Origin of the sequence: Catenovulum maritimum, assembly GCF_001050375.1 — a bacterium.
Classification (GTDB): Bacteria; Pseudomonadota; Gammaproteobacteria; order Enterobacterales; family Alteromonadaceae; genus Catenovulum; species Catenovulum maritimum.
The window spans coordinates 277944-290230 of record NZ_KQ130482.1; the positions used below are offsets into that span (position 1 = coordinate 277944).

At 37.8% G+C, this 12287-nt stretch carries 12 protein-coding genes; 3 read left to right on the top strand and 9 right to left on the bottom strand.

Annotated features, from left to right (window positions below):
• Positions 1–26: 26 nt before the first annotated feature.
• Positions 27–1487, bottom strand: coding sequence for an aminotransferase-like domain-containing protein (locus tag XM47_RS00965; protein ID WP_048688338.1), 1461 nt, complete (start codon positions 1485–1487; stop codon positions 27–29).
• A 188-nt stretch (positions 1488–1675) separates the two neighbouring features.
• Between XM47_RS00965 and XM47_RS00970 the strand changes: the two genes are divergently transcribed.
• Complete coding sequence (locus XM47_RS00970) at positions 1676–2602, top strand: DMT family transporter (RefSeq protein WP_048688341.1); 927 nt, start codon at positions 1676–1678, stop codon at positions 2600–2602.
• A 191-nt stretch (positions 2603–2793) separates the two neighbouring features.
• Here XM47_RS00970 and XM47_RS00975 read toward each other — a convergent pair whose 3' ends face one another.
• The 7 genes from XM47_RS00975 to XM47_RS01005 all read right to left on the bottom strand — a co-directional run bounded on the left by XM47_RS00975 (position 2794) and on the right by XM47_RS01005 (position 8200).
• A complete protein-coding gene (locus tag XM47_RS00975) occupies positions 2794–3087 on the bottom strand; it encodes a VanZ family protein (RefSeq protein WP_172656484.1) in 294 nt (97 codons plus the stop codon).
• A gap of 70 nt (positions 3088–3157) precedes the next feature.
• The gene (gene creD, locus XM47_RS00980; RefSeq protein WP_048688346.1) at positions 3158–4564 is read right to left on the bottom strand and encodes a cell envelope integrity protein CreD; all 1407 of its coding nucleotides are present in this window, start codon (positions 4562–4564) and stop codon (positions 3158–3160) included.
• Between the two features lie 87 nt (positions 4565–4651).
• On the bottom strand, positions 4652–6094 hold the full coding sequence (gene creC, locus XM47_RS00985) for a two-component system sensor histidine kinase CreC (protein WP_048688350.1): 1443 nt from the start codon (positions 6092–6094) through the stop codon (positions 4652–4654).
• Positions 6084–6800, bottom strand: coding sequence for a two-component system response regulator CreB (gene creB, locus XM47_RS00990; protein WP_048688352.1), 717 nt, complete (start codon positions 6798–6800; stop codon positions 6084–6086). The genes creC and creB overlap by 11 nt, the downstream gene beginning before the upstream one ends.
• A 178-nt stretch (positions 6801–6978) precedes the next feature.
• Positions 6979–7596, bottom strand: coding sequence for a glutathione S-transferase family protein (locus tag XM47_RS00995; RefSeq protein ID WP_048688356.1), 618 nt, complete (start codon positions 7594–7596; stop codon positions 6979–6981).
• 8 nt (positions 7597–7604) lie between these two features.
• A complete protein-coding gene (locus tag XM47_RS01000; RefSeq protein ID WP_048688358.1) occupies positions 7605–7805 on the bottom strand; it encodes a tautomerase family protein in 201 nt (66 codons plus the stop codon).
• Positions 7793–8200 carry a nuclear transport factor 2 family protein gene (locus tag XM47_RS01005; RefSeq protein WP_048688361.1) on the bottom strand — a complete coding sequence of 136 codons (408 nt, stop codon included), beginning with the start codon at positions 8198–8200 and terminating at the stop codon, positions 7793–7795. Before XM47_RS01005 ends, XM47_RS01000 begins: the two co-directional genes overlap by 13 nt.
• A 71-nt stretch (positions 8201–8271) precedes the next feature.
• On the opposite strand from XM47_RS01005, the gene XM47_RS01010 reads away from it, so the two are divergent.
• The gene (locus XM47_RS01010; RefSeq protein WP_245623395.1) at positions 8272–9183 is read left to right on the top strand and encodes a LysR family transcriptional regulator; all 912 of its coding nucleotides are present in this window, start codon (positions 8272–8274) and stop codon (positions 9181–9183) included.
• A 72-nt stretch (positions 9184–9255) separates the two neighbouring features.
• Here XM47_RS01010 and XM47_RS01015 read toward each other — a convergent pair whose 3' ends face one another.
• Positions 9256–10164, bottom strand: coding sequence for a hypothetical protein (locus XM47_RS01015; RefSeq protein WP_149865423.1), 909 nt, complete (start codon positions 10162–10164; stop codon positions 9256–9258).
• Positions 10165–10775: 611 nt separating this feature from the next.
• Here XM47_RS01015 and XM47_RS01020 point away from each other — a divergent pair.
• Entirely contained in the window at positions 10776–12287 is a 1512-nt protein-coding gene (locus tag XM47_RS01020) for a sulfatase family protein (RefSeq protein WP_078061794.1), read from the top strand.

Sequence of the window (12287 nt, forward strand, 5' to 3'; positions counted from 1 at the left end):
CCGCTAGCACTCAATTCATATAAGGGTCAGCCTTTATCAGTCCGGTTTTTGGTGTTTTTTAAGCAGTCAGCGTAAGTCTTTGCCAGTACTAAAATAGCTTGTTCAGTTTTGCCCAAATCAGTTTCGGCTATGGTTAAGCGTACGCAATTTTTATAGGTCCCGTTCATCGAAAATATATCGCCAGGGGCGACCGAAATACCTTGCGCCAATGCAGAGTGATAAAATGTGATTGCGTTAAAATGTTCAGGCCCTTCTAACCATAAAAACAGTCCGCCTTTTGGTAAAGTAAATTGAATTGATGGATCAAAATAGCGGCGAATTAATTGAGCCAGATGGTTTAACCTTTGTTCAATCGCAACTTTTAATCGTTTGATGTGCGCCTGATAACCTTCGCTAAATAAATAATCAGCTAACCCGACTTGAGGTGGTAAAGACACTGTCAGGTTTTGATTTAATTTACGTTTAATCATAGCATCAAATTTTAATTCGCTAGACAGCCAGCCAACACGATAGCCCGATGCTAAAGGTTTAGAAAAAGAGCCTGTATAAACGATATAATTAGGCGAACTCGATACATAGCTATAGACCGGACTGGTTTGCTCGCCGATAAATCCTAATTCACCAAAAGCATCATCTTCAATACTGGGGATTTGATAGTGTTGAATTAAATCGGCTAGTTTCTGTTTTACTTTTACCGATAAATTAAAGCCAAGTGGGTTATATCCAACCGAACTAAAAATAAAGGCTTGAAAGCAATTTTGCTGCATGAGTTGCTCTAAATACTTTAAATCTGGCCCTTGACTGGTACATGGAATTTCTAAAATTTGACGCCCAGAGTGCTGAATTGCCATTAATAAACCGCTGTAACAAGGTGTTAATATGGCGACCACATCACCGGGTTTAGTCAGCTCCAAAATGGCTAAGTTCACCGCTTCTAAGCAACCATTGGTTATTAATAATTGTTCGGCTTTAATATGGCAATTACGTTGTAATAATCTTTCACTAATGGCTTGGCGTAAACTTAAAAAACCTTGTTCATTGCCGTAACTATATGCCGCAGCAGGTAAACGGCGATTTGCTCTGTGCAACGAGCGCTGAAGCTCTTTGATGGGTAATAATGATCCCGGTAAAAAACCAGCACCCAAATTAATCATGTTAGGGCGCATGGCGTTTTTGAGAACTTCAAACATAACATCCGAGGTATCATGAGTAACTAACTCTGCGGTTGGCTTATCTGTTATCTTTTTATTAGTGTTACTCGTCTCATCTACACACAAAAAATCACGAACAAAATAACCAGACTTAGGTTTAACACCAATTAAGCCTTGCTGTTCAAGCAAATTATAGGTTTTAGTCGCTGTGCTTAAACTAATATTATGATGATGCGCAAATTTACGTAACGACAACAATAGACTACCTGCCAATAGCTTGTGCTGACGGATATCACTTGCAATTTGATAGGCCAAGGTTTCGTATTTAAATGCCATATTGATTTACCACAGTTATTTACCTCAGATGTTCACCATAGAGGCTTGCCATTTTGCGTTGTAAATTATTTCGCTTCAAAGCCAGAATAAAAATCTGTACTGCATTATTTTAATTTTATTGTATCTGTTTTGCTTGGTAAAACAAATTTATGCTGGCAACCAGATTAAAAACATTAAAGGCAAAGTGGATGCAAAATACATTTCTCAGTCATTTCTTCGGACATTTAAATCTTCCATATTCTAACTGGGCAAATAAATTGCCATATTTATGGGCGTTATTAGGTATAAGTTGTTTTGCTTTTACCTTTCCTGTAACCAAGTTTGCGATGGCCGAATTAGATCCGGTTTTTATAACTGTTATGCGGGCTTTTATTGCGAGCCTATTTGCGATTGGCTATTTAGTCATTCATAAAGCGAGACGACCAACCAGCCAGCAAGCTATTCAGCTTAGTTTAACCGCGCTCGGCATTGTTTTTGGTTTTCCGATATTAGCCTCTATTGGGATTAAAACGACGAGTGTGAGCCACGCAGGTATTATTTCTGCCTTGCTGCCACTTGCGACAGCTATTGTGGCTAGTTTGATCACTAAAGAAAAAGCTAAGATCAAATTTTGGCTTTGCAGTGGCATGGCTGCATCCTTGGTAATCTTGTTGAGTTTTAATTTTGAATTAAGTCATATCAGCACATTATCAAGTCTAAACACAGGTGATATATGGTTATTTTTGGCTTTGCCATTAGGCGCTTTTGGTTATGCTATGGGAGGGCGATTAGCGCAAAGTATGCCGTCTACTTTGGTGATTTGCTGGATACTCGCGATCAGCTCACCTGTTAGTGCTATATTAACTCTGTATTTAATGCCGGATAATTTATGGCAAATTAGCTTACCGACAGTTGTTTCGATTTTATATCTTGCTTTATTTAGTCAGTTACTCGGGTTCGTTTTTTGGAACAAAGGGCTAGCCCAAGGCGGCATTACTAAAATGAGCCAATTACAATTGTTACAACCATTTGGTACTTTACTCGGTGCGGCCGTTTTAATTGGCGAAGCGCTGACTTTTACACAACTCAGCGTATGTGCAGGCGTAGTAGGCTTGATATATTTGGGTAAAAAATAATTAACCTTCATTCGGGATAGCAACTTGCTTCCTAGAGGCATTTTTCCTGATAACAGAGTTAAATTAGTTAATTTCTTATCTGGAGTTATGCTTAAATAAGCTACATTTGTATTGTCTATGTAGCTTATTTGATTTAAGACTTTTCAATTCAGTTAATAACTTGGTTGGTTTTATTATCTGAAACCGCTAATTTATAAATTTTCCTGTTTTTGGGCACTCTTAAGCTTAGCGCCACACCAAACACCACCTAAGCTCGCGGTTAAATCTATCCAATCAAAAGATCGCGAAGCGATAAAGATTTGACTAAATTCTTCACTAGTAGCTAATAAGCCGATTAACAAAAAAGCTAACGAATAATGTTTGCCATAAATAAAAACCTGTTTAGCGTTAATTCCAATATTTGTGCAAATTGTTATCAGTAAAAAAATGAGAAAGTGACCTATTTTGTCGCCAAAAGGAATAGCAGCTACAAATTTAAAAAGCATTAATTCAGCTCCATTGTTTGCTGCTGAAATCACCCAAACAATGAAGCCAATAAAACTAATACTTAAAGCTCTAGTCCACATTGTTTGGTTTCTCATTTGGGACTTGTTTTGGCGCTAAGCTTGCCAAATTGTCACTCACTTGATACCAGTCAATATTACGAGTGACTATCATAATAATGGTGAGGACGATAAAAACTAAAGCTGATCCCATCGCAAGGGCAAAATCTTCAGCGCTAATAATGACATATAGCACAGCATACAAAATACCAATAGCAAGCGCACATAGACTAGCTCTTATCAAACTCTTTAATACAAAGTACAAATAAAACATTAGCAAGCTGACGCAGGCAAAACTAGCGATAGCGTAGGCTGTTATAAAGGCAATATGTTCAGACAATGAAAGCAGGAGTAGATAAAAAATGGAAATACTTAGTCCGACTAAAGTGTATTGAATAGGGTGAATTCTTAACTGTTTAACCACTTCAAAAATAAAGAAAGCAATAAAGGTTAGACCAATAAATAAAATGCCATACTTTGTAGAGCGTTCAGATTGTAGGTAAACATCAACAGCCTCAATATGCTTTATGCCCAAGGCACTATTCAACAGTGCTTTACATTCTCCATTCGCGCAGTCATCCAGCTTATTTTGTATATTGCTCGCAAATGAAGTGACTTGCCACTGGGCTTGATATCCAGCGTCAGAAATGGAAAGCTTGGTCGGTAAAAATTGACCTGTAAATTGAGGGTGAGGCCAGTTTGATTTAGCTGTTATAGATACATTATTCCCGACTGGGACAAAAGCTAGTTGCTCCATGCCCCTGAGATCAAATTCGAATTCTAAAGTTAAATTGGTTAAATCAAGTTTCTTTAGGTCACCTATTTGAGCGTGTAATCCGTTTTGATACTTCTCTAGCTTGCTTCCCGGATAAAACTCAAATGTTTGATTTGCCAATTTAAGATTTGGTACTCTGTTGATACCGCGGGGATCCGAAACCATGACAGAAATGTAAGCTGGCTCGAATTTCACCTTTGCACCGTCAGTTAGCGTTTGAGTAGATAAAATTTGTTTAATTTGTTCGCTGGCTAACTCAGCTTTAATCTGAATTTTAGAAGTATATACTGGGATTGAATAAATACCTTTTTGTCTTGCCGAATCCAGAGTATCGACAGTAATTTGTGTCGTCTTGGGTTTTAAAAAATAGCTTTTCTGGATGCGGTAAGGTTTTTCAACCATTTTCTCTGCTTTTGAGTCATATACAAATTTAGTCCCTATCATTTCGTACGGTATAACCAAAATGGGGGCGACTACTTGTTGTCGGCCAGTCCAACTCTGAGCGACACTTTGGGTTGCTTCAGCTAAAAACCTTTGTCTATCTCTGATTTGATCACTCACCATAGCCAGAGGAATTAATAAGACCAAACTGATAAAAATTATAATGACAATTTTGGTTGTTAAGTTTTTTTGTATTTGCTTCATTATCTGCTCCATCATTTATTGATAGGGCATAAGTTAGCAATGCAATATGGTTTACATATGTGGTTTATGTGTGTTTTGTGTGTGCCGCTAATTTAATTTTCTGGCTAAGGTTAGTTGCGCGCAAACGCCATTCGGCGCTTTGTTTTTGATGACAAAACTCCCTTTATGTAGCTCAGCTATTTGCTCCACAAAACATAAGCCTAACCCTGAACTTTTTTTGCCAGTTGCAGGTCGGGGAAGTGAGTAAAAACGAGAGAGAACTTTATCTAGCGCATAATCTGGTATGCCGGCACCTTGATCTTCAACTTTAACTACAATTTGAGAGTCGGAGAGGGAGCATAGCTGAATCTTAATGCTTGAATGTTCTGGACTAAAGTCAATTGCGTTTTGCAGTAAATTGTCGATAGCTTGAGCTATTAGCAAGGCATCTGCTTGCATATTTGGTTGCGGTGAATACTCAACGGATAGCTCGATTGATTTAGTATTAAGTATGAATATTTTGCTTTTTACGACTTGATCGACCACTTGGTTTAAATCTATTTGGGTGAGCTCAGTTAATTTATGCTGTTTCTCAAGAGCAGCCAGTTCTAATAATTTATTGACTAAATTATTGATTCTATTGGTTTCTGTTTGAATATTTTGGACAAAATGATTTAAGTCTTCTTTAGACATGTCTGCACTAATTAACTCACTTGCGCCTTTAATTGCAGATATTGGGCTTTTCAATTCATGCGTTAAAGTATGGACATAGTTTTCAACATATTCTTTGCCTGCTAGTTGCTTACGCATATTTTCCATTGCCTTTGCTAGCCGAGATAGCTCTTTTTCTGCTAGCTGAGGTGGAGAGCTTCTTTTACCTTGGGCAACTTCATTTGCGTATTTAGCTAATTTTCTAATTGAATGAGTTAAGCCGTAAGCAAGCGCCAAAGTGATAACGAAAGAACTTAGAATTAACCATATGCCTTGGTTTTTTAGTTTTTTTCTTACTTTGTCGATAAAAGGCTGTACTGAAATATTGGGTTTAGCCACAGTGACAACGCCGATTATTTCATCTTTGATTATAATGGGTGCTGCGACATGCATAATAGAACTTAAATCGTCGCTTGGATCTGCTTTAGTACTTCTTGCTCCATAGCGTCCAAGCAGAGTTAAATAAACATCATTCCATTTTGAGTAATCGGCACCCAGATCCACACCAGTTGAGTCATACCTAACTATGCCTTGGTTATCTGTTACGTAAATTCTTAATTTACTATACGTTTTTTGTGTATTAAAAATGTTAGCTTGATAAGCTCTGTTTTCTAACCTTGCAATTGATGCTTGAATACTTGGGCTAATCCTTAGCTTATTATTCGCTACAAAATCATCGGTGATCAGCTCGGCTACAAGGTTTGCCATATCAATGAGTGCATCTTCTGTTGATTGCCTGTAGCCTGGCTTTATTTCAGACATAAATGCATTAAACAGCAAATATATGGCTAATGCTAAAACAACAAAATAGGCAAAAAATATCCGGAAATTAAGACTCAAGATCTTTTCCTAATGGCTTTAAACTGTAACCAACGCCGCGGTGTGTCATAACTGGATCATCATTTGGATTAATAGCTTTAAGTTTAGCTCTAATTGTTTTGATATGAGTATCAACTGCTCGATCATAGCTTTCTTCTGGCATATTCCAAACGGATAGCATTAGTTGCTCACGGGTGAACACTCTTTCTGGAGACTGTATTAGCAGAGCTAGAATGCCGTACTCGTATAAGGTTAAGTCCAGTATGACTGATTGGTACTTTATTTGACGTTTTTCTGGATCTAGGATAAATAAAGTTTCGCGATTTTCTGCTTTTTGCTTGTCTAGTGTGTCGGATATATCTAGTCGATTTCGTCGAATGATTACTTTAATTCTTGCCGCTACTTCACGCGGGCTAAAAGGTTTTACAACGTAATCATCACCACCTATTTCTAGACCGACTACTCGATCTATTTCGTCACCGCGAGCGGTTAAAAATAAAATGGGCACATCAGATGATTTTCGGATTTCTTTACAGACTTCAAAACCACTGATGTCAGGTAAACCCACATCTAAAATAACTAAGTCGAATTGCTGCTGTAAAGTGCACTCAATAGCTTGTCGCCCTAAACTTACCCATTTAACCTCGAAACGTTCATTTTTCAGAATATAAACTAAGTTATCTGCAATGCTAGGTTCATCTTCTACGATTAGTATTTTGGGCTGCATGTATGTGGGTAAATTTATTGATATTTTAACTCAATATAGCAAGCTTGTTATCTAAAAAATAGTAGGCTAATTGATTAAATCAATACTTTATTCGTTTAATTTCAGTCTTTACCTAAAAATATTAGAATGTAGGAACCAACCCTAAATTAAAGGGTTGATTCAATCAGGTTAAATTTAGTTATGAATTTTTTGGAAGGGAATGCTCAGCGCCTTCTTTCATGTAAGCTTGTTGAAATTCAGGCAAGTTAGAGACTTTTTGGGCTAGGTTTTTGACGTTAGATCCTAGCTTAATCTCTAGTTCGGGAAATACATTGCCCCAACTGGCATATATGGTGACTAAGTAATCAATGACAGAAACCTTGTCTCCTAAGATAAAGTCGCTCGATTCTAATTTAGTATCGACAATTTTCCATAGTTCGCTTAATTGCTTAGCTAAAGCTTGGTAGTACTTATCTTTCACTTCTCCATCTTGCATGAATTTCAATCCTGAAAATAACTTACCGTAGGCAGGGTGGAGGGTGGCATAACAAAATAACAACCAATAATGAAACTCATCTTCGTCACCCCAAGTGCTAATTGGAATATTGTGTTTTTTCAGCAAATACAGAACAATTGCGCCTCCTTCTGTCAGTCGTTTTTCACCGTCTTGCAAAGCTGGAACTTGCCTTGTCGGAACAAGTAGGTGATAGTTTTCAACATCGCTGAAATGAATAATTTCAACAGTTTGATCTAGTTTGTTGAGTAAGGCATGTATTGCTGTAGAACAGCTGCCAGATAAAGTATATAAAGTGTACATTTTTTCTCCTAGTTAGATTTTCGGTATGTCTTTACATCTGTACCGCCAATGCCCCAATTACTCATTGGGACCTCATCTATTACAACAAAAGTTGTGTTGGGGTCTTTGTTGAGCACTCTTGTTAAAACGTCGGTACATTCTGAAATTAAAGATAGTTTTTGTTTTTCAGATACATTTTCATCTGTAATTTGGATGGTCACGATTGGCATGAGGTTTCTTCCTGGATTGTGTAATCAAAAACTTTGCTGATAATCAACCAGCGATTATTGAGCTTGATCACAGTTAATAGATCGATGAAGTTTTTCGGTGCTATGCTGCATTTAACTTTAATGGAGGCGGTGGTTTCACTGGTGTAGTCGATAAATAAAATCTCATCTGTGCGACTTTGTTTGAGGCTAGCCGGTGAAGCTCTATTAGAGACCAGTGCGAAGTATTCTTGCATGTTTAAATTGGTTAACTGACCAGAACTTGAAGTGGTATATCTGGCTTGGCTATGGAAGATCTGCTTTAAGCGTTCAACATCACTGTAGTACAAGGCATCAAAGTACAACTCGATTAATTTGCTGATTGCTGCTTGGTCTTTGCGGTTAGTGTTAAATGTCACTTTGCTTTCCTTAAAGTAGTTGATTGCTTGTTGAATGCATCTTGTTGGGCAGTGTACAAACGAAAGGACTAGTGATAAATTCTCAAAAAATACAAACTGGATCTGCAAAAATGCACAATTGGGATGACTTTAGATATTTTTTGTCGGTTGTTAAAACGGGGAGTTTTTCACAATCTGCCATTGAGCTTGGGGTTAATCACTCTACGGTATCGAGACGAATACAAGCTTTAGAGTCAAGCCATGGTGTAAAGCTATTGGAGCGAACTCAAAAAGGTTATCAAATGACAGATGCTGGGGCATCTGTATTGGATTTAGTTGAGGCGATGCAGCAAGCAAACTTAGGTGCATCTCGCGTCTTATTGGGTCAAGATGCTCGCTTGTCGGGTGAGATAAATTTGACTATGCCACATGAGTTATTTGACTATTTATTAGCTAAACCGCTGCAAAATTTTAATCGCATATATCCAGATATCCGGCTAAATTTACAGGTTTCTAGAGGTGTAAGAAATATGGCTAATCGTGAAGCTGATATTGCGGTTCGTATTACGGCTTCACCACCAGAATACTTGGTTGGGACTTGCGTTAGTCATATTCAACACGGATTTTATAAACATAAAGATCTAGAGGTGGGTTCATCCACCCCTTTGATAGTGTGGGAGCGAGATGATTCATTACCTGCTTGGGCAAATGATTTAAAGTCGCCAGAGATTATTATGCGCGTAGATCACTTAAACTCCATGTACCAAGCCGTTAAAGCGGGTTTTGGCGTGGCGCGAATGCCATGTTTTATGCCTGATATGGTGGGGGATGCTGACATTGAAAGAATGCCAATTGCCGTGCCAAGATCAAACTGGGGAATATGGATACTTAATCATGTAGATTTAAGACATACAGCAAGGATAAGGGCATGTCGAAAGCATCTGCAACAAACGCTTGAATCTCATATTCCTTTGTTTCTTGGTAAGCTTTCGGAGTCATGTTAAGCACTTGGGTTGAACTAAAATTTTGGTCTTAAGTTGATATACCATTCAGTTTTTCGCTGTTAAACAACATTACTAGTTTTTCACAAACTTAGGATTTAGCTCTACCCAATCGTCTATGTCTCGTTTTAAATCAGGAAATGGGTATAGGGCTCGGTCTAATTCGCCCGATGCTTTTAATAAAGTTAAACCTTTATTTAGCGCTTCTGAAATTTGTTTTGCGTTTGGGTATTTTTTCGAAATGATAAAATGTCGTGCTGTATCAAACGTAATTTTGACACCTCTAATTGGGTATAAAGTCACTTTATTAAGGCAGGGGATAGCTAAATTAAAGCGACCGACCATAGCAAGCTCTCCTAAATAAAGATCGCCGCGCTCATTGGCTAACATTTTACATCGGTTAGCGCTTTCTGATGCGTCATTTTTAGGTATGCCTAACTTGGTCGCTATTGCCCAATCATGCTTCCATTTTTTCGAAGTGAGTATCGAAAACTTAGACAATACGGTTAAAGGCGATTTGCCCTGTGCGAGCGCCTCAGCAATGTCTTGTTCTATGCCAACTCTCTTTTCTTCTGTGGTAAAAAAAGCTTTTACAAACTGCCCAGGTTTAAAAATAGGCGGAGACATGTAAAACAGATCAGTATCAATTTCATCCCGCCAAACTGAAGTACTAGACAAGGCCGCATATCCCTTTTCAGCCGATACGATAGAGCGGGTGTAGTTAGCCGAAGGTTTAAACAATATTGGACTATTTAAACCGCCTAAGCGCAATGCTTTGCAAATTAATACCAATTCGATACTTAACCTTGATGCATTATGTCCCTGATATATATCTACCGACATGCAATCACGGCCTTTAAGCCATAGGTTGTAGTTTTTTTCTTGCTTAGTATCTACAGCGAGTAAAATTTCTTGCGCAACGCCTAGCCTAAGATTAAATGCTAAAGTTAAACTGAACAGCCAAAACATTAAATGAAATCGCACAATTAACCTCGTTCAATTAAACCGGTGAGCATTGTCGCTAGTTGTAATAATTTGTTCTAGCTAAATACATTAATGCACTAGGTCAAAATTTAGCCTAGCTAATCTCGCAAAAATTTAGATAGCTGAGAGCTGAATATTAGTGCCTAGGGTCGATAAGTATCCGCAAAAAACGGCATAAGACACTAAGATTACCTTTGATAAAATTATGGTTTACGAATAGGAAATACGCAACCATTAGTTAGGCTGCTATCAGAGTGATATTACAACGGTGTTTAATCTTTAAATTAAATATGACCGTTATTCATTTAACTATCTAAAGTAAATTAGTTTAGGTATGTAGGTATTAGTGCTGTTGATTATTTCACTAGTGTGTTTTAGCTGAAACATGGGTATAAGCTAAGGTTTCCTTCGCCTCGTTTATGTGTTGGTAGAGGTTTTTTTAAATTAGCTCATATGGAATTTTTAGGTAATAAATCTAGTTATTGTATGTAGTTAATCGATTTTTAAGCACTGAAAGTCATATTTTAAAGCATTAAAAGTTGTATTTTAAAGGTTAATAAGCTGCGGCAAGTTAGAGTCTTTATAAATCTAATAACTATAATGAGCTGTGTATGCTTTTCTCTATAATGAAATACGTTTTTGCTGTTTTTCTCCTGGCGTTATTTGGTAATCAAAGTGCTGCGATTGCTAAAGAGCCAACCAAACCTAATCTTGTGTTAGTGATGGCGGATGACATTGGTTTAGGAGATATTGGTTTTTATCATCAATTATCTACAGGAAAGCAACCTGTTGTTGCAACGCCTAATATAGATGAATTGGTAAAAACGGGTATGCGTTTTTCTGATGCACATTCGCCTGCATCCTTATGTGCCCCATCGCGTTATTCTATGTTAACGGGCAATTATCCTTTTCGGAGCGGAAAAATTAATGGTGTTTGGACGCCTCACGCAAAAAGCGGTATAGAACCCAATGCAACCACAATCGCACGTATCGCTAAAGCGGGTGGCTATAACACCGCCTTTTTTGGTAAATGGGGTTTGGGTGAATCATGGTTAAAGCAAAAATATGATTATCAAAAATTAGATCGCGGTGCCTTATATTTTGGTTTCGATTTTGCGCTTGAGTTGCCTGACGGTATTCAAAATAGCCCTTTAGCTTTTTATCTTCAGCAACAATTTATGCCGATTAATTTAGCTTCCCAAATAACAGAGATTCCGCTAAAGCAAACTCAATTTACCGGTAAAGGAGGGCGTACGTTAGCTGCTAAAATGTTAGGTGATTCATATTGGAACCCTATGCTAGCAGGCCCTATTATTGCTAACAGTGCCGTGCGTTATATTGAACAGCAAAATAAAACTAAACCGTTTTTTATTTATTACAGCACTCAAGCAGTACATATACCGCATACACCACCAATTGAACTCGATGGCGTAAAAATTAAAGGAGCAACACCTAGTTCGTTTGGCGATATGATCCTTGAGTTAGACGTGCAAGTCGGTATGTTAATCAAAGCGCTTAAAAAGCAAGGTCTGTACGAGAATACCTTGTTTGTTTTCACATCAGATAATGGTGGCTTACCTAATAAATATGCGAAAGAGTTAATGCAGTTAGGTCATGCTTCAAATTTGAATTTAAGAGGTAATAAAGGCGCTGTTTATGAAGGGGGTCATCGCGTTCCTTTTATTGCTGCTTGGCCAGATAAAATACCAGCTAACAGCGAATCAAAGGCATTAATTGTTGGGCTGGATATGGTGGCGACAATTGCTGCGCTATCTGGGCAAAAAATAGATCCTTCACTCACAAAAGATTCCTTGAATTTATTACCTATATTTACCAATACACAGGCAAGTGAACAACGATTATATATATCGCACCAATCTAAAAGCGGCCCTTATTTCGCTATTAGACAAGGCAGCTGGAAGTTAATTATGAAAACCTCCAGTGTTAATAATTTAAAGGATTTGCAACCCTATGCTTTGTATAACCTAAAAGAGAACATCACAGAAAACGAGTCAGGCAATCTAATTGCGGATCCAAAGCAAGTATCGCGGATTCAAACTTTATTTAATTTATACCTTGAACATCGAACATCAGGCAATCCATCTGTTATTTCGGTCGACTAA

Coding starts and splice junctions, on each gene's coding strand:
- XM47_RS01000 (WP_048688358.1), bottom strand. CDS start 7,805: ATGCCAATCGTGACCATCCAAATTACAGATGAAAATGTATCTGAAAAA.
- creD (WP_048688346.1), bottom strand. CDS start 4,564: ATGAAGCAAATACAAAAAAACTTAACAACCAAAATTGTCATTATAATT.
- XM47_RS00975 (WP_172656484.1), bottom strand. CDS start 3,087: ATGCTTTTTAAATTTGTAGCTGCTATTCCTTTTGGCGACAAAATAGGT.
- creB (WP_048688352.1), bottom strand. CDS start 6,800: ATGCAGCCCAAAATACTAATCGTAGAAGATGAACCTAGCATTGCAGAT.
- XM47_RS00965 (WP_048688338.1), bottom strand. CDS start 1,487: ATGGCATTTAAATACGAAACCTTGGCCTATCAAATTGCAAGTGATATC.
- XM47_RS00995 (WP_048688356.1), bottom strand. CDS start 7,596: ATGTACACTTTATATACTTTATCTGGCAGCTGTTCTACAGCAATACAT.
- XM47_RS01020 (WP_078061794.1), top strand. CDS start 10,776: ATGCTTTTCTCTATAATGAAATACGTTTTTGCTGTTTTTCTCCTGGCG.
- XM47_RS00970 (WP_048688341.1), top strand. CDS start 1,676: ATGCAAAATACATTTCTCAGTCATTTCTTCGGACATTTAAATCTTCCA.